The following is an 18,601-nucleotide window of genomic DNA, read 5'->3' on the forward strand; positions in this document are numbered from 1 at the left end:
TCTTTATTTTCTCGTCTTTAGGTATTTAACAAAACTTATTTAGGATAAGTAAGTGTTAAGCTCCTGTTGTCGATCAAAGCAAAAATATCTAATCTAACTAATAGTTAATTCTCTCTGTTTATTGATATTGAAGAAGGAGACAGGAGACAGGAGACAGGAGACAGGAGACAGGAGGAAAATCACATGGGGATTAGCTCCCCCAAGTAATTTTGAACACCCCCGTTGACGGTGGGGTATTAAACCCACAAAGAAAATGATAAATATACTTGAGGCTAGTTGAGTTTATGATTAAAGTTAGAATCATCAGATTTATCAAGAGATGACTCAACATTATAACTATTTTCAGAATATTTAAGGGTAATACAGATAAAACTTAAATCTATAATCATTTAAACATATTGAGATTTAAAGCTAATATATATATTAGTGGAAAAAAGTTATAGGTTAAGAAGGATCAGGAAAAAGTATAGTATTTTAATTCTTCTAATAAGCTCCACCACTTTTGTCAAATAAGATTCCCACAGTCTTAATAATTAACTTTATATCGTACATTAAACTCCAATTTTGTTGATACTTTAAGTCCAACCTAATAATATCTTCAAAATTTTTCACTTGAGAACGACCATTAACTTGCCATTCTCCTGTCATACCAGGTTTAACATCTAAACGCTGCCATTGAGGTACTTCATAACGTTCCACTTCATCAGGAGTTGGGGGTCTAGTTCCAACTAAACTCATATCTCCCTTCAGTACATTCCAAAACTGAGGTAACTCATCCAAACTCTTTCGCCTCAAAAAGCTACCAACTTTAGTAATTCGTGGATCATTTTCATTCTTAAAAATTGCACCTTGAGCTTGATTTTTGATTTGATTCTTAAGTTGTTCTGCATTTACACACATAGAGCGAAATTTCCACATTCGGAATTTTTTTCCCATCCAACCACATCGTATTTGACCAAAAAATATCGGACCAGGACTATCAAGCTTAATAAAAATAGCGATGGGAATAAACAAAATACCTGTAATAAATAATCCTACTAAAGCACCGACAATATCAATCAGACGTTTTACCCAAGATTTGATAGAAGGATGAGTAACAGGAAGTTGATTTTCTTCTAATTTACTATTGCTTTTGCTTTTAACTTCTGAATCTGGGCATTGTTCGATGATTAAAATTTTGTCTAGTCCAGTTAAATAAAATACCCCCATAACTAGAGAATTAACACCAGATAACAGAAACTCTATATTTTTTTCCCTTGCTATTTTTAAATTTGTTACTAGAGAACCAATTCCACAACTATCGATAAAATTAGTGTGACTAAAATCAATAATAATTTTGCCTATAGTATTTTCTGATTGTAAAAGTTTTTGGCAAGTTGATTTAAATAATTCTGCCTCTGAGACAGTAAAACGAAGAGGCAAATGAATGACAGGAGTTTTATCCCTAAAAGTGACTTGAATATCTGTTTCTGAGGTTTGGCTGACCATGAAATCTTGGTTCCTATTTTTTATGATTATAGTTTTGCTTCTACAAGAGTTTTTTCTGAGGTTTTCTTGGCATAATCAGTTTAAGAATTATGCTCAAACGATCATATAGAAATCACCTTAATGGTTGACCACCCTCTAGATTAATGATTAGCAATTGTTCAATACTAATGTATGAACTTAAGTATATTAATCTCTGTCAACTACCTTCAAGAATAGAACATATTCAGATGGTATCAGCAGAAACCAAACTGCTTTTTCCGTTAATCTGTTAATCTAGTTATATCGCCATCATAACACCAAAATAACTAGGAGCAATTTGAGTGGGTTTTTACTCAGGGGCGAGTCTAGTTTTGACTATTTTACTACTACCCACCCAAGACTTCCTGTCTAATTATAGATATTTTCAGAGCGTGAAGTTTCACGACTTCCTTTAACTCTGGCCTTCGCTTTAGCTGCACCGCGTTTGAGAGCTTGAAGCCGTGCTTCATATTTTGCCCTTTGTCGTTTTTTAGGAGTTTGTTCAATTAAAGTTTTCAGAGCGCTGCCCAGACTTTTATAAGCATTGGGAAGAGAGTAACCAAAACGAGTTGCTAAGGCGATCGCCTTATCGTCTGCTTCTATTGCCTCTTTGAGATTACGTTCTCCATTATTCTTCTGATAGAGTCTATACCCAGATACACCACACAAAGCTAAAGCTAGAACTAAAAGTAGACCATCCTGTACCCATAGCTCACCCACAGCACCCCCTAAACCAATAGCAAGGGCAGCCATTTCCCAACCATCCCTGGGAATTGTATCGTTTTGAATTCTGGCCACTTCATGCCAGAATAACAGGTTACGTTGGTCTAATGCTAATTGCTCCCAAAGTGTTAGGTCGATGGATATTTCTATTTGGTCTTTGCCTATTTCTTCGCTGCGAATGAGTGGAGGATTAACTTCAATGGACTTTTCTACCATGACCCAACTTTGTAATTCTGGTGGTAGTAAGCCTTTTAGACGCCTAATTTCACTCATTTCGGCTCTGGCAGTGGCAGTAGCATAAGATGTCATAGTTTGTTTGAGTCCTATAGATTTTTCAACACATAGTTATCCTTTATTTAAATAGTTTACCGTAAGATTTCAAACAGTATGTTTTCTACTCTTGCTTAGGGATATAGGAGTTAGGTGAAAATTCACACTTATTAAGTTACTTAGATTGTGAGTTTTATAGATAGGAATTTGGATTCATATAAATATAAATTATGGTTCTCTTGAAAAAGAAACTTTGTATTTAGGGAGAAAGTTTGCAGATTTGATTATGTTTAGGAGGAATAAAGTTAAATAATTTGAGATGAGATACCTGTCTGAAAAAGCTTCCGGCAACAAGATTTTGAAGATTTATCAGTCTAGTATGATTGAGTAATTACGCTCTAGAGTGTGATGAATAATTCCTGATTTTCAACAGTTGGAATACAAGGCGAGGAGAAAATAAAAAAAGTACAATAGTTGATGAAAGTCTTTACAAATAAGTGTTAAGCATAGTCTTCGACCGTAAAATTTTGATGCCTACTAATAATCTACAGTATTTGATCGTGGTTGAGGGGAAAAAATCAAATAATTTATAGCAATCATATTTCACTTGTAAGATTTTAGTGGTAATTAGGAGTCAGTCCTCAGAAGTCAGAATATAAAAGGATTTTGACCGATCTTATTTGATCGATCTTAATTGTTCTTAAATATCTCATAAATCATTCCTGATTGTTATATTTAGATATCTTTCTGGAAAAGCTATGAGGCAACTAAGAGCTTGAGTTGTATACAGCAGTTTTGGTGAGGAGGTGAGATACATTTTTACTTTACATTAAAATATATTCTCTTTTCTCTGTTTTCTTCTGGATATGTTACCTAATTGTCCATAATTTTGTACTTCTGGAAAGTTGCAGACTACTGTATCTAATCTTTTCAGTAATTAAGATTAATCTACAGTATTTGATTATGCTGAGTCGGAAAAAATTCAAGAATCCAAAATCAGGAGATATCTGTCTGAAAAAGCTATCAGACAACTAAGAGCTTGGAAAAGTTATATATCTCATCTTTTGAGTAATTATGATCTAGTGGTCTGTCAAGATAGTTGTGAGTACTAGCAAATCAAAAAAAGCATTACCCAAAATCTAAAATTACAAAAATATATTCATCATTTCAAATTTGTGCAGATCACTATAGTAAATTAATTTGTGTAATGAATGATTCTTGGTTTTTGACAGTTAACAGACAAGGTAAAAATAAAATCCAAATTAATAGTACAGAGATTTATCAAAGTTTGTATTTAGAAATTAAACAAAGACTAGAACTAGATATTTCAGTAGTTCAAGTATTAGAGTGGATGGTGAATACGGTAGTAGTTGCTTATGAAAATTATCAAAGACAACATAATACTAAAATAGCCCAATTAACTACTGGAGCGCTGAATAATTCAAAACGCAGATGGCATGAGTTTATAGTTACTGGATTTTTCGCTAAAGTAGCCATAAATTTTGATTTAGAGTACAAAATACCTCTGATAACTTTCAGACTTTCTAGTTCAAGAGATGAAACTCAACCTGAATTTTTCAGGATTTTTCAAACCAAAGAATTTCAAACAAGTTATCCTCTGGAAAATATTGAAACAATTAAAAAGAATTTTTTTCTCAAGTACTGATTATATTATTTCTGTAATTGAAGATGAGCAGCTTTTCCCGTCAATCCAGCCATACATAGAGCTACAAGCACAGCAACCATAATATTTAGGAGTAGAAATTTATGATTTATTAAAAGGTAGACTTAAGGCTAGAGAAGTAAAAGCTTTTATCTCTGTTAAAGTTAGGAATTATTCAGTTTCATCAATCATCTAGGTTTTAGCTTTGAGAAAATCAGAAATAGGAAACTGAGATGGGAATAATTATATTTTGGATAGAGCAAATTTTGATACTATTTGTGGCGTTTTGTCAATGTCTATAATTACTTAGGTACTTTTACTTATGCAAAATTTGTTTTTTTGAGCTTATTTTAGCTTGCTGCAAATCGCAATATCTAGGATATTTTTAACGTAAATACTGGATTGTAGCTTTGTTGAAAGGAGGTTATTTTTGTTTTAGATATAAAATTAGCATCATACCTTAATGTTCAGAGTATGATACAAATCCCTGAAACAACGCAAGCTCGTGAAATATTTTGTAATAATTGAGAAAAAAAGGGATTTTTTTGATTTGCACAAACAATCTTAAAGCTTATTTAGATTAGTAAAAGTTATCTATATTCTCTTGGCCTCAAGTTTTGATTTAAAGGTAGTTTGTGATCGCTTAAAGTAAGAAAAAATTGATAGATTGTCAGGACTTACGCAAATACACTATATGTAGCATATGCTAATCTATGCGATTGCTGACGCAAAGCTCCGCTAACGCTACAATATCTAGCATGGAAATGTTTTTTATTCATTACTGTATCGTCAAAAATCAAATATCCATCCCTAGTAGTTTCAATTTCTTCTTTGACATTTTTCCATATTTTTTCTAGTTTAAAATCTGTGAATGAGATGAAAATTGTCTCTGACTTAAGTCATCAGCAAGAATTAGTGACTATAGAAAATTATTACCTCATATCTAAGTCAAATAAAATCGGTAAATTCAGAAAACCTCCACAGAGGATTTTTGTCAGTCAGTGGTAAATTTTGACAAGAGAAAAAGACTATTAAATAAGTTAATCTTTTAAATCACTATCAATGAGAACTGCAATAAAGAGTGCAGGTTCTTTACCATTATTTACCCATGCGTGATTAGTGCCTCGTTGAACAACAACATCAAATGGTTTTAACCGAACTTCATCATCATCTAGTAATAGAGTCACATCTCCTTTTAGTAAAATAATATAATCTATTGTTTTTGTTTTATGCATTGTAGGATGTCGAGTTGTATCAACTCTGTCTTGAGATGCACCTATTTTGGCAAAACCTTCAGCTACTAACTCCTCAAGCTTTTCCTTTGGCACTCCTTCTGGAATAGGATTTATCGCAAAATACCTAAATTTGGTTCCTCCTTTTGAAGGAGACAAAAGTATATCAGTATCAGCTCTATCAATTTCATCAAAAGTATCTATTTGATTTCCATCAGTGTTCCATATTTCAAATAGTCCTCCAACTTCCTCGCCTATCGATTTTGCTGGGGGTCCGTCAATCATTATGATTGATTTACCATCAGCATTATGTCCTGTAACAATTCTTCTCAATCCTTCCATAACTTTTCCTTTTAATAATTAATAACTCAAAGATTTACCGAGATATATTATACCCAAGGAAGTAATCAATTTTGTCAAAATTATCGGCATTTTTTTCTGGCAAAATTTCTCGATAAAATGAGAATTACTTCCTATTTCTTCCCTCTACCAAAATTACTGGAGTTGCCAAATTATCTCCTTAGCTGCCAGTCTCAGAAAATTAGTAAATTCACTAAACTATCAGCAATTATTTTTATGATGTAGTAAATTTTGCCCAAATTATCTGTGACAAAATTTGTGGATTAAATGAGAATTATCTCCTATTTCTCCCCTCAATCAAAATTACTGGAGTTGCCAAATTTCTCCTGAGTTGCCAAATTATCTCCTGAGTTCCCAGTCTCAGAAAATTAGTAAATTCACCAAACTATCCGCAAATATTTTTCTGAGGAGTCGGTAAATTTTGGCAAAGTTTTCGGAATTATTTCTGTGGCAAAATTTGTGGATTAAATGAGAATTCTCTTCTATTTCTCCCCTCAATCAAAATTACTGGAGTTGCCAAATTTATCCTGAGTTGCCAGTCTCAGAAAATTAGTAAATTCACCAAACTATCTGCAAATATTTTTCTGAGGAGTCGGTAAATTTTGGCAAAGTTTTCGGAATTATTTCTGTGACAAAATTTGTGGATTAAATGAGAATTCTCTTCTATTTCTCCCCTCAATCAAAATTACTGGAGTTGCCAAATTATCTCCTGAGTTGCCAGTCTCAGAAAATTAGTAAATTCATCAAACTATCTGCAAATATTTTTCTGAGGAGTCGGTAAATTTTGGCAAAGTTTTCGGAATTATTTCTGTGGCAAAATTTGTGGATTAAATGAGAATTACCTCCTATTTATTCCTTCAACTAAAATTACTGGATCGGAATTATTTCTCTGACAAAATTTGTGGATTAAATGAGAATTACCTCCTATTTATTCCTTCAACTAAAATTACTGGAGTTGTAAAATTATCTCCTGAGTTCCCAGTCTCAGAAAATTAGTAAATTCACCAAACTATCTGCAAATATTTTTCTGAGGAGTCGGTAAATTTTGGCAAAGTTTTCGGAATTATTTCTGTGACAAAATTTGTGGATGAAATGAGAATTCTCTTCTATTTCTCCCCTCAATCAAAATTACTGGAGTTGCCAAATTATCTCCTGAGTTGCCAGTCTCAGAAAATTAGTAAATTCATCAAACTATCTGCAAATATTTTTCTGAGGAGTCGGTAAATTTTGGCAAAGTTTTCGGAATTATTTCTGTGACAAAATTTGTGGATGAAATCAGAATTCTCTTCTATTTCTCCCCTCAATCAAAATTACTGGAGTTGCCAAATTATCTCCTGAGTTGCCAGTCTCAGAAAATTAGTAAATTCATCAAACTATCTGCAAATATTTTTCTGAGGAGTCGGTAAATTTTGCCAAAGTTATCGGGATTTTTTCTGTGACAAAATTTGTGAATGAAATCAGAATTTTCTCTGACTCCCTCTTGTCAGAAAAAATTAGTAGAGCGAGTCAAACTTACCCTACTATTTCTACAACTAAAGTCTACAATTTAGGAATTTTTATTGCCGAAAAATCTGTCGATTAAACCTTAGCTTCTTCCTTAACCAACTTATCCCAACCTAAATCCTTCAAAGCATGATTTCGACGCAACGGACGAGTTACTAATTCCAAAATATCACGAGCATTTGTAAACCCATGAATTTGAGCAAAAGTAAACTCAACAGACCACTTAGTATTAATCCCTCGTGCCTCCAAAGGATTAGCATGAGCCATACCAGTAATTACCAAATCTGGCTGTAATTCATAAATCCTTTTAATCTGATTATAATTATCAGGTTTCTCAATTATTTTTGGCAAAGGCGTACCCATTTCGTGACAAGTTTTTTCCAACATTTCCAACTCAGCCTTTTGATATCTTTTATCCATATAAGGAATGCCAATTTCGGGGCAAATCATCCCACAACGAATCAAAAAACGAGCCAAAGAAATCTCCAACAAATTATCTCCCATAAAGAAGACAGACTTACCACGAATTAACTGAATATAGCCCTCTAAATTCTTCCAAATTTGCTCTTCTCTTTCTGCTAACCCTTGAGGTTCAATGCCAAAAACAGAACAAATCTTCTCAATCCAAGCCCTACTTCCATCCGGTCCTATAGGGAATGGCGCACCAATTAATTTACACTTCCGACGACGCATTAAAGTAGTAGCAGTCCGACTCAAGAAAGGATTTAAACCTGCCACATAATATCCCTCTTCAATTACTGGTAATTCTGTGTAACGTTTAGCAGGCAACCAACCAGAAACTTTAATCCCTTGCTTCTTCAATTCCAAAGTTAATTGAGTTACAACTGGGTCTGGTAAAGAGCCAAATAAAACTAAAGGTGGATGCTCAACATACTCAGATTCTTCCGCAGCAACCTCCTCTTTTTTCTTACCAAAACTTAAGAGTTTTTGTATGCCACTTCGTTCTTCTTTTTCCGCTTCAGGAGCTTGATTAGGACAACGAGCTGCCATAGCTGCTAAGACAGTATCTTCCCCTTGAGTAAAGGCATAATCCAAACCATTAGCACGAGCAACCACAATTGGAATACCAATTTCTGACTCTAATTTAGGAGCCAAACCTTCCAAATCCATTTTGATAATTTCAGTGGTACAAGTACCAATCCAAACTATCACACTGGGGTTCCTATCACGCTTAATTTGTAAACATAAACGTTTCAATTCATCATAATCATTTAACTTAGCTGAAATATCGCCTTCTTCTAACTCAGCCATGGCGTAACGAGGTTCAGCAAAAATCATTACTCCCATGGCATTTTGTAAGAAATAACCACAAGTCTTAGTACCAATTACTAAGAAGAAACTATCTTCAATTTTTTGATAAAGCCAAGATACACAACTAATCGGACAAAAAGTATGATAATTACCAGTTTCACATTCAAAAGTTAAAGCTTCAGGTGCAACAGTATTAGTCATAAAAAAATACTCCTATTTATCAATAATTTTTTTGGGGAAAAATCAATGCTAATGCTAGTAAAAAGTCTACTTTTATGTAAGCATTTTCTACAGAATCCTACGCAAACAGCCGTCAGTTATTAGCTATCAGCTATTAATCTTGGGAAAGATCATAGTAATCGATAAATTGAAAAATAATAAAAAATTATTGCCAAACTCTCTTTGCCCAACCTTAGAAATAATTATTCATTATTAATTGCTGAGAGCTGACAGCTAATAGCTGAATGCTTACTTTTATAGCACGACAAAAAAGTGTGAGGATCGTTGAAAAATCTATAAGTTGACAGGTAATAGGTAATAGTTTTGAGTTAAGTAGATAACTGATTTCTCATCGCTATGTATTAGACATAGGCGTGAAAAAGATATAGACTTTTTGTAAAAGTAGGGAATAGGGAAGATGTTTTTAGCAAAAAAACACGGAAAATGATTTTTTGAGTTATTAAACTCTAGTTTATAGCAAATAAAGGGCAAGTTTATTTTCTGGAGATGTCTATTGAAATATAGCAAGGAACGAGTTGGTGTTTGACATAAATTAATGATGAACCGTAAGACAGAGAAATACTTTTCCCACTGTTGCCTGTTGCCTATTTCCTACCATAGCATTGATAAATTACATTTTTTTGAACTGTGTTTTTTTTGAGTAAAAGAAATCATCCTTGATGCTAATACTATTTCAACCAGCACAGCCATATAAATCAATAGTTAATGTAACTTTTATATCTGCTAAAAATCAAAACATCGCAAATAAAACAAACCAGTCAATATCAATTTTCCTATTGTTTAACCGTAAGCATTCAGCTATTAGCGGTCAGCGCTTCCCTACGGGATACTACGCAAACAGCAATGAAAATGAACCTAAATAGCTCAACTTAGCTGATGCCTTTGGTTTTTCCCAGACTTTTAATTCTTGCTCAAGCTCAATCCTAATTCCTCCTCCAAATCCAATAAGCTAGGAAAGGTGAGAGCTGAGAACTGAGAGCTGAGGGCTGAATGCTTACGTTTATCCCAACAACCCTTCAAGATCGTCATCATTAGAAGACTTTTTATCACCTGCTAAAGAATCTAGATCGGCCTCATCCAAATCTAGTTCATCTCCATCGAGATCGAGGTCCAAATCTCCCAAATCATCAGAAGACAAATCATCAAATTGATTATCATCTCCCAAATCGCTAAGATCCATATCACCCAGCTCATCCAGTCCAGACTCATCCAACTTTGCCGATGTATCTTCAAATGGATCGGGAATATCTTCTGCCACAAAGTCGGAGCTATCTTCTCCAAGATCTAGATCGTCAGAACCATCTCCATCTAGATCGCTGAGGTCAAGGCTAACCAAGTCATCTGCTGCTTCTGCTGCGGACTCCATTCCCAAGTCCAAATCATCATCCACTTCCGAGTCAGAATCCAGTCCCATATCTAACTCATCCACTTCTGATTCTATTCCCAAGTCCAAATCATCATCCACTTCCGAGTCAGAATCCAGTCCCATATCTAACTCATCCACTTCTGATTCTATTCCCAAGTCCAAATCATCATCCACTTCCGAGTCAGAATCCATATCCATATCTAACTCATCCACTTCTGATTCTATTCCCAAGTCCAAATCATCATCCACTTCCGAGTCAGAATCCATATCCATATCCAACTCATCCACTTGTGACTCCAGGTCTAACTCACTCTGGTCATCATCAAGCAGATCATCAGCATCAGATTCCAGATCCAATCCTGAAGCCATAATAGCAGCTCCACCAACAGCGGCAGCTCCACCAACAGCGGCAGCAGTACCCCAATTATTAGAATCTTCATTCTGGTCTGGCATAATTGGGGAATAAGATCCTGGTGACTGTTGAGGATCGTCAGACAATATTGATGTTGATTTGTCTATGGAAGAATCTGGTTTTTTACCTATGGCAATGTCTGGGTCAAAATTTAACCCTAAAACTTCTATTAAACTATCTGCATCTGCCTTGAGTTTAGAGAAAGGCAACATTAATGCCTCTAACTCTGGTTCCAGGGCATTAAGAATTCCCAAGATAAGGTATGACACAGGTCTCCTTCCTCCATCAGGAGTCTGGACCGTATTTTCATCTGTCATGTGCAGTACCAACCATGAGCGATTTTTTTGGTAGTACTGCAGCCATTTTTGTTTGAGGGACGTTGATAATTGTTCAAAGAAAACCATGACTTATATATTCCTTATCCTGAGAAGAGCTAAGTCTATTAAACCATCATCAGGTCAAGCTTTTCATCCTCTGATACAACTTCAGGTTTACTGGGATTTAAGTAGAAATCAGAGAGTAAGGAGAATAAATCGCGGTCTTGAGATTCGTTGGGCACTACTCCTTCTGGCAATGCCAAAATTTGGTCGGCAATGTTCAGGTAATAGTTACAAACGTATTGGAGTGAAGGATCGTTTTCGGCCATCTCGAACAATGTTTTGCCTTTGACACGAGAAACTCGAATATCTTCAATTAGTGGTAGGACTTCTAGTACTGGCATTGGTACGGCTTCTATATATTTATTGATTAGGTCGCGCTTGGATGTACGATTACCTATTAGGCCAGCTAAACGTAGAGGATGGGTACGAGCTTTTTCACGGACAGAGGCGGCAATGCGATTAGCTGCAAAGAGAGCATCGAAGCCATTATCTGTGACAATCATGCAGTAGTCTGAATAGTTTAGTGGAGCTGCAAAACCACCACAAACTACGTCACCGAGTACGTCAAATAGAATGACGTCGTATTCGTCAAAGGCATTTAATTCTTTGAGTAGTTTGACTGTTTCGCCGACAACGTAGCCACCACAACCTGCTCCAGCTGGTGGTCCACCTGCTTCTACACAGTCTACACCACCGTAACCTTTATAAATGACATCTTCTGGCCAGATATCTTCGTAATGATAGTCTTTTGCTTGTAATGTGTCAATAATTGTGGGGATGAGAAATCCTGTAAGGGTAAATGTGCTGTCGTGTTTTGGGTCGCAACCGATTTGTAGGACTTTTTTACCACGTTTGGCTAAGGCAACTGAGATATTGCAGCTTGTTGTAGATTTACCGATGCCGCCTTTTCCATATACTGAGAGTTTCACTTTTTTTCTCCTTGATAATTTTTTAATTTAGATGAGGCTGAAGAATTTTTAATACTAAGCTCAAATTTTGTCTATTTTTCAGCTTGTGTTTGATTGCAGTGAGCTGTCAGCTTTTTTGTTTCTCTTGTGGGGAGAATGAAAAACTGGCCAATGTACTTATTTGATACGCAAACTGCTGGTTATGGAGATAAAGTCCAGATTTATTAAAGGTTTGTCAACCTATTTTTTTGGGCTTCTGAAAAGAATTATTGTCTAACTTCACCACAAAAAAAAGAGGGGCAAGATTTATTAGATGCTGTAAAAAGAATTATTGAGATTTAGTATTTTATAAATTTGATTTTTTATTTTAATTAATCGCTTTTAATCTAATTTAATCATCTTATAAATTATTTGTGTAATTTATTTATTATAAAAAGTAACAATATTAAAAAAATTAGACCTTGAAGAATTTTAAGACAAATTTGATGGCTCAAATCAAGGCGATCGCAGACTTTGATATAAGAAGGGTTCTCTGGTTTGCTCTGATAATGAGACGATTGCCCAATAGTAAATTCAATTATTTAGGAAGACAATTGCCCAAGGTTAATTTTTATAACAAAAAATTTGATTAGTCCAAATAGATTTCTATAGGAAATTGGGCAGAAAGCAAAGGACAGAAGATAGATACTAAACCTATTGGTCAGAATTAATGGCTTCAATACCAATTTTTAGGTCGGAAATTCTCTTTTTTGTCACAGGAACATCTCCTGTAGGTGTCTTATTATTCGTAACATTCTTTTTTCAAGCATTGCATAATACCAATTACTATGCATTAATGCTTAATTTAGGTAGCACTTCAATTTAAACCCCGTCTTTAAGGCTATGCTTTACCCATATCTATTGAATTCAAGTGCAGGATAGGGAAGAGCAGGGAGAGGGCGAAGGTAGGGAAGTAAAGACAAACCTGGCATGGCATAAATCATTCCGCACAGAGGTAGGTAAAAGCAAATCAGCAATGGGTGCACCATTTGATTTCTAACAGCTAGAATGGCCGGAAAATTACGCTGAAATAAAATCCAGAGTCTTGAGCATTATTGCCACGATCGTCCAGGTCTACTAAAGGGATGCCATAGTCTAAACGCAAATCAAACTGTGGCAGTGGTTGCCAAATCAAGCCTATGCCTGCCCCTGCTAAAAATCTTTGGTCTGGTAAAAATTCATTATTAGGGTTACTACCATCATTCCAAACAGCTCCAATATCTATAAAAGGAGTAAGTTGTATTGATGGTAAACCAGACTCATCCCGATAGACGGTAATCCGGTCTTCTATAGAAAACCGAAAACCATTATCCCCGGAACGTATATTCTGGCGATAGCCCCGTAACGACAAACCACCGCCAATAATAAATTGTTGGTATGGCAATAGAGGAATTGAGGATAACTGCAAATCTCCCTGGACAATCAATAAATGATTAGCACTTAATCTTTGTACCCTTTGCACTTGGCCTAGCCAACTGAAGAAATGTCCATCGGGTTGAGGATCTTCCCTCTCTGTCGCGTCAAATAAATTAGTGCCAATATTAAATTGCGATCGCAAAGCCCAAGCTCCTTGAGAGTCTCGGCGAATGTAGTCTTGTCCCAACCTAATCACAGTAGTACTGTTAACACCATCTTCTTCTGGAGTTTGAGGGTCATCAAAAAGTTGATCGTCCAAAAAAGTCTCTGTACGCTGATAACTCAAGCCTACAGAAAAAGCTAACTCTTCTCTAGGAGTTTGTAGAAAAGGCTGACGGTAACTAAACTCATATACATCCGTTGTGCCACTAATCTCTATACCTTCAAAATCTTGACCAATTCTATTACTGTTGGGTGCTGCTCTAAACTGTAAAGTGCCATTCATAGAGTTGATGGGCAAATTGTAGATAAAGTCAAAAACATCTGATTCATCGCTAAAAAGTCTGGTGGTGTTGTAGGATGCCACAAAAAAATCACCCCGCCCTGTCAAGTTGCGATGTAGTAAAGTCGAACCTATTCTTTCAGATCCGACTGTGGGAGGTGAGTAATTATCAGTATTTATACTAAACTCAAGAGGGTTTGCTTCTGTGACACGAACAATCAGAATACTCTCTCCTGGATTTTCGCTAGCTCGCAAACTAGCTTCAATATTTTCAAATAAAGGATTACCCCGAAGTAATCGTAGTTGATTTTCTAGTTGAGCAGTGTCCAATGGCTGACCTGCTCCAAGTCGTATCCGATTTTCAATATAAGATTTTTGCAATCTTTTTGTACCTTCTATTTGGACTTCTCCCAAAATTCCTTCTACAACTTGAATCCTAACTGTGTCCTCGGTAATAGTTTGGGGTGGTAAAATTGCTCTTGAGGTAATATAGCCACGTTCTAGATAAATTTCGGTAATTTTATCTGCTATTTGCCGAAGTTCTAATAGGGTAACTAAACGTCCTTCTAATGGCCCAATGAGGTAATTAATTTCTTCTGGGGTTAAGATTGTACTTCCTAATACTAAAATTCTCTGCACGGGAATTTGTTGAGTAGGCTCATCTGGCAGAGGTTGAGGTGGTGGTGATTTTTTTAGTTCTTCTTCTTTTGGCTCTTCTGGTTGAGTTGGTTGGGGAAGGGGTTGGAGAAAGCGATCGCGATTTGGATCTGGTCGGGGGTTATCTGGTAAATTTTGTCGTATGTCTTGATTTGTTGGAGTATTTTGGGCATAACTTGGTTGTTTTGGAGTTAAGGTATCAATAATTTGAGGGTGAGTGAGTCTTTGCTGAGTATTGGATAGGTTTTGAATTTGAGTTTGTATTTGTATAATGTTTTTTTGTTGAGGAGAAGTTTTGGAGTTGGCTATTAATTTTAATCCTTGATTTTTTAGTAATTTAGAGCTTAAAATTTTTCGTTTCAGGTTTTTATGTTGATATTTATAAATTAGTTTTGGAGTTGATTTTGATATTAGTTTAAAGTTTTTGCATGATAAACAATGCCCTTTTTTGGTTTTCACTGAAGTTTTATCCCATAATTTATCCACATCTGCAGTTTTGGATACAGCTTGATTAGCTAATAGGCAAATAATTATAAATGTAGTAGGAATTAATGTGATAAATTGAAACATTGCAATAGTTATGCTCTAGGTGTAATTTGACTTACCAAAAAAAAGGTGTATTCTGGTTCCTATATTGATCTAATAACGTCAGCATTTCCTGCGGAATGCTGCGCAAACAGTTGTTAGCTATTAGCAGTCAGCTCGCTAATAGCTAACAACTGGTGAAAATCAAAAATAAAATCAATTATTATTCATAAATTATCAATTATTTTCCCCTGTTCCCTGTTCTCTCTTTTCTGGAGATTTATAATAGCTGAATGCTTACCTAATAACAGCTAAAAAATAATTATTTATTGAGAGATAAAATGCGCCTAATTGCCGAAGAAAGTATTGGTATTAAGTTTTGCTATATTTCTTTAATAGGGTATTTATTCTATAAAATATAAGTTTTTTGTGAAGCATTAGCATAAACAATTGAATTTTGTCAATAATTGTATAGTAAACATCAGACGCATTTAGATTTTATTTTCTCTATTCAGGGTGACTTTTGACAAAGAAATTATATAGTTTCAATACTAAGTAGCTTAGTAAACGAATACTCAAAACCTACTGCGAAAATATTTATTCTGAATTTAACACGAATTTTGAATCACCTAAAAGTATGCAAAAACAATATTCTGGACCACGCACTATTAGACCAATTGGAGTTGCCTCACTACATAGTATTGCTTTTTCTAGAGAGACTCTCTATGCCATTGACAAAAACCGTGGTTTTCTGCTAGAAATTGACCCAAAAACAGATAATACAACAGTGATAAATCCCTTTCAAACTAATGAATTTATTGATGTTACAGGTCTCGCGCTTTGGAAAGATACTCTTTGGTTGACAAGGGAAAATGAAGTTTATTTCTGTCTCAATGCAATTGGTAATTCATCAGAGGGACGCCGAAAATGGCAACATTTTTTCACTTTACCTTATCCTGCTGATGGAATTGCTGTTTGGGAATCAACAGTTTATGTCACTTGTCAAAAACTAGGTAAGATTTTTGTATTAGATAAAAATACTAGACAACAAATTACTGGGTTTTATGCTCCAGGAATAGGGTTTGAAAATATTACAGTACAAGATGAAGAATTGTGGCTTTGCGACCGCGAGGAGCAAACGGTTTATTGTTTAGAAAGAGCAACGGGTAAAGTTAAGTTTAGTGTACTGACTCCTTTTGAAAGTCCTACGGGGTTAGCATTTTATCTGGATATAAATACCGGGGAAAGACAGCTTTATGTCGCTTATGCTGGAGACGAACTTTATATTAGGGATGATCCAAACTCAGAAAAACAGTATGAACTGAGTAAGCGCGATCGCTCTTTTATACATCCTCTTTATTTTTATTACAATGAACAGGAAAAGTATGCTGTTTCTAATGTTTTTTTAATAGAGATGTCTTATGTTGAGGAATTAGAACCATTAGATGAAGTTTTTTTAGAAGATTTAGAATGGCGTATTGCTTTACCATCAGAAACTCATCGCCAAAAAGTTAGGGAAATTTATCCTATAGGAATACCTTTTACTGAAGAAATTCAAAATGGTGAAAAAGTTGCTGTTTTTCGGTTTAAACCATTGCGTCAAACTGAAAGGCGTATATTTGGTTGGAAGGCGTTATTAGAAGTCAGGGCAATTAAGTACCAAATTCAACCTTTTAATGTAGAAAATATTCCGGAATTGCCAGAAGGTTTTCAGGAAAAATATCTGGTAGATAATGATAATTTGGCGATGGATAAAGAGATAGTTATCCAGGCAGCAAAAGATGCTATTTTACAAGAGAAAAATCTATTGCGTCAACTTCTCAATATTCGGAATTATGTCTACGATCGACTTTCTTATGGAGTAACAACTAAGATTGATACTCCAGATATTGTATTAGAAAGAGGTGTTGGTTCTTGTGGAGAATATGTAGGGTTATTGTTAGCTTTGGCACGATTAAATAATATTGCTTGTCGTACAGTGGGTCGCTATAAATGTCCAGCTTTTGCTGACAGAAAAACTGTGCCTTTAGAGCCAGAATTTAATCATGTTTGGTTAGAATTTTATCTACCTGGTTTTGGTTGGGTTCCTATGGAATCAAACCCTGATGATTTACAAGAAGGAGGACCTTATCCGTTAAGGTTTTTTATGGGTTTAGCTTGGTATCATGTGGAAATTGGTAAAGGAATTAAGTTTGAAACTCTGAAAAGTAAGGGGATACATGTTAATAAGGAAAAAATTTCAATTGGTAATTTGGCAATTAATCATGTTAGGTTTACCATTTTAGAAGAGCTACCTGGGTTGTAGTTGCAGAAGGAAGAAGTAATATCATGTCCGGTTGAATACTTATAAATAATGATCGAGGAGTCAGGAAGACCGAGTCAGGAGGACCGAGTCAAGAGTCAGGAGGGAAGAAAAAAGAGGAAAAGGAGAAAGTTTTTTGATCACTAATTATCCGGACATGATATGAGAGGGAATAAGGAAGAAGAGAAAGAACAATTATTTATTACATTCTGTATATGGAAATAATTATTTTGGAGAATGTTTTTATGTAAATATAGGCGTTGGTGATTTTGGCTATGATTTTTTTAAATGGCGATCGCCTAAATACTAATTAAAAAGCATTTTATACTTTATAAATTTAGCTTTCATAGCTTGATTCACCAACGCCTAAATATAGTTTAGTTACTCTAAAGCATTTTTTTTTGATAAAATCTAAAAGAAAAAATCTAAAATTTGAGGAGGAGTTGTGGAATTAACAGTCGTAAATATTATGGCGATAGTAGCATCAGGACTAATGTTAATTGTTACTGGAGGTGTGATATATTTAACGGCGGCTGAGTGGCGCGATCGTAGACGTCAACAAAGGGATAAAACCACTCGTTGAAGACATTTTTTTTCTCTACTTTCATTTTTAATCATGGCGATAATTTCATTATCGTCTTTTTTTTGTGACACTTTATTTACTAGATGGTCAGACAATTTTGGTTTCTGAAAATGCTCGTGCTGTACATGACTCTCAGGGCAAATTATTGTATTACGAGGGTACTGTTTCTAATGTTACTGAGCGGAAAATGGCGCAGGAAGCTTTGAAGTTTCAGCGAAAACAGATGGAACAGTTGCTACTAAATATTTTGCCAGCTCAAATTGCTCAACGTCTACAACAAGAACAAAGAGCGATCGCTGATAGTTTTGATGATGTGAGTGTGTTATTTGCTAACTTGGTGGGGTTTACTGAGTTTTGCTCCAATGTTTCTCCCATTGAACTTGTAAATTTTCTGAATTTGATTTTTTCTAAGTTTGACCAACTGACTCAAAAACATCATTTAGAGAAAATCAAAACTATTGGGGATGCTTATATGGTAGTTGGGGGTTTGCTAATTCAGCTAGATAAGCATTTGGAGGCGATCGCTAATATGGGACTAGATATGCAGGTTAGTTTTGCCAATCTATGTGATCGGTTAGAAAAACCTTTGAATTTGCGAGTTGGTATCCATGTGAGACCTGTGATTGCTGGAGTTATTGGTCAAACTAAATTTATCTATGATTTATGGGGCGATACGGCTTTGTTGCATGAAAGTAGCGATCGCCAAAAACTCCCTTAGTTGGAAGTTAACTAGATTTCTACTTTGTAGCTCTGGGGTTTACCATTTTGAATCATCACGTTGAGTATGGAACATTGTATGAAT

12 protein-coding genes are annotated in these 18,601 nt (G+C 35.1%); 5 read left to right on the forward strand and 7 right to left on the reverse strand.

Features of this window, described 5'->3' with window-relative positions; all coding sequences use genetic code 11:
* Window positions 1–483 precede the first annotated feature (483 nt).
* Entirely contained in the window at window positions 484–1,488 is a 1,005-nt protein-coding gene (locus F6K27_RS10160; protein ID WP_287273119.1) for an exopolysaccharide biosynthesis polyprenyl glycosylphosphotransferase, read from the reverse strand.
* A gap of 387 nt (window positions 1,489–1,875) precedes the next feature.
* A complete protein-coding gene (locus F6K27_RS10165; protein ID WP_124147509.1) occupies window positions 1,876–2,538 on the reverse strand; it encodes a DUF3318 domain-containing protein in 663 nt (220 codons plus the stop codon).
* A gap of 1,168 nt (window positions 2,539–3,706) precedes the next feature.
* Here F6K27_RS10165 and F6K27_RS10170 point away from each other — a divergent pair.
* Window positions 3,707–4,165, forward strand: a complete 459-nt coding sequence (locus F6K27_RS10170) for a Cfr10I/Bse634I family restriction endonuclease (protein WP_287273121.1) — start codon at window positions 3,707–3,709, stop codon at window positions 4,163–4,165.
* A 1,037-nt stretch (window positions 4,166–5,202) separates the two neighbouring features.
* On the opposite strand, the gene F6K27_RS10175 is transcribed toward F6K27_RS10170, so the two are convergent.
* Entirely contained in the window at window positions 5,203–5,736 is a 534-nt protein-coding gene (locus tag F6K27_RS10175) for a cupin domain-containing protein (RefSeq protein WP_287273122.1), read from the reverse strand.
* 1,465 nt (window positions 5,737–7,201) lie between these two features.
* Between F6K27_RS10175 and F6K27_RS10180 the strand changes: the two genes are divergently transcribed.
* Complete coding sequence (locus tag F6K27_RS10180) at window positions 7,202–7,336, forward strand: hypothetical protein (protein ID WP_275670338.1); 135 nt, start codon at window positions 7,202–7,204, stop codon at window positions 7,334–7,336.
* On the opposite strand, the gene F6K27_RS10185 is transcribed toward F6K27_RS10180, so the two are convergent.
* The 4 genes from F6K27_RS10185 to F6K27_RS10200 form a co-directional block, all read right to left on the reverse strand.
* The gene (locus tag F6K27_RS10185) at window positions 7,333–8,730 is read right to left on the reverse strand and encodes a ferredoxin:protochlorophyllide reductase (ATP-dependent) subunit N (RefSeq protein WP_287273124.1); all 1,398 of its coding nucleotides are present in this window, start codon (window positions 8,728–8,730) and stop codon (window positions 7,333–7,335) included. The genes F6K27_RS10180 and F6K27_RS10185 overlap by 4 nt on opposite strands.
* Window positions 8,731–9,769: 1,039 nt before the next feature.
* Window positions 9,770–10,951, reverse strand: coding sequence for a DUF5331 domain-containing protein (locus F6K27_RS10190; protein ID WP_287273126.1), 1,182 nt, complete (start codon window positions 10,949–10,951; stop codon window positions 9,770–9,772).
* Between the two features lie 38 nt (window positions 10,952–10,989).
* Window positions 10,990–11,856, reverse strand: a complete 867-nt coding sequence (gene bchL / locus F6K27_RS10195; protein WP_287243752.1) for a ferredoxin:protochlorophyllide reductase (ATP-dependent) iron-sulfur ATP-binding protein — start codon at window positions 11,854–11,856, stop codon at window positions 10,990–10,992.
* A 1,021-nt stretch (window positions 11,857–12,877) separates the two neighbouring features.
* Window positions 12,878–14,959 (reverse strand): ShlB/FhaC/HecB family hemolysin secretion/activation protein, encoded by a 2,082-nt coding sequence (locus F6K27_RS10200; RefSeq protein ID WP_287273128.1) that lies wholly within the window; start codon window positions 14,957–14,959, stop codon window positions 12,878–12,880.
* A 592-nt stretch (window positions 14,960–15,551) separates the two neighbouring features.
* Between F6K27_RS10200 and F6K27_RS10205 the strand changes: the two genes are divergently transcribed.
* The 3 genes from F6K27_RS10205 (at window position 15,552) to F6K27_RS10215 (ending at window position 18,517) form a co-directional block, all read left to right on the forward strand.
* Window positions 15,552–17,219 carry a transglutaminase family protein gene (locus tag F6K27_RS10205; protein ID WP_287273130.1) on the forward strand — a complete coding sequence of 556 codons (1,668 nt, stop codon included), beginning with the start codon at window positions 15,552–15,554 and terminating at the stop codon, window positions 17,217–17,219.
* Window positions 17,220–17,661: 442 nt separating this feature from the next.
* Window positions 17,662–17,799: a hypothetical protein gene (locus F6K27_RS10210; protein WP_192901100.1), complete on the forward strand. Its 138-nt coding sequence runs from the start codon at window positions 17,662–17,664 to the stop codon at window positions 17,797–17,799.
* 64 nt (window positions 17,800–17,863) lie between these two features.
* A complete protein-coding gene (locus tag F6K27_RS10215) occupies window positions 17,864–18,517 on the forward strand; it encodes an adenylate/guanylate cyclase domain-containing protein (RefSeq protein WP_287273132.1) in 654 nt (217 codons plus the stop codon).
* Window positions 18,518–18,601: the final 84 nt, after the last annotated feature.

This window comes from Okeania sp. SIO2F5, from assembly GCF_010692685.1.
GTDB lineage: Bacteria > Cyanobacteriota > Cyanobacteriia > Cyanobacteriales > Microcoleaceae > Okeania > Okeania hirsuta.

Excerpts from the sequence above, each read along its gene's own strand:
- F6K27_RS10200 (WP_287273128.1), bottom strand. The coding sequence starts at position 14,959 with ATGTTTCAATTTATCACATTAATTCCTACTACATTTATAATTATTTGC.
- F6K27_RS10185 (WP_287273124.1), bottom strand. The coding sequence starts at position 8,730 with ATGACTAATACTGTTGCACCTGAAGCTTTAACTTTTGAATGTGAAACT.
- F6K27_RS10175 (WP_287273122.1), bottom strand. The coding sequence starts at position 5,736 with ATGGAAGGATTGAGAAGAATTGTTACAGGACATAATGCTGATGGTAAA.
- F6K27_RS10160 (WP_287273119.1), bottom strand. The coding sequence starts at position 1,488 with ATGGTCAGCCAAACCTCAGAAACAGATATTCAAGTCACTTTTAGGGAT.
- F6K27_RS10190 (WP_287273126.1), bottom strand. The coding sequence starts at position 10,951 with ATGGTTTTCTTTGAACAATTATCAACGTCCCTCAAACAAAAATGGCTG.
- F6K27_RS10205 (WP_287273130.1), top strand. The coding sequence starts at position 15,552 with ATGCAAAAACAATATTCTGGACCACGCACTATTAGACCAATTGGAGTT.
- F6K27_RS10170 (WP_287273121.1), top strand. The coding sequence starts at position 3,707 with ATGAATGATTCTTGGTTTTTGACAGTTAACAGACAAGGTAAAAATAAA.
- F6K27_RS10165 (WP_124147509.1), bottom strand. The coding sequence starts at position 2,538 with ATGACATCTTATGCTACTGCCACTGCCAGAGCCGAAATGAGTGAAATT.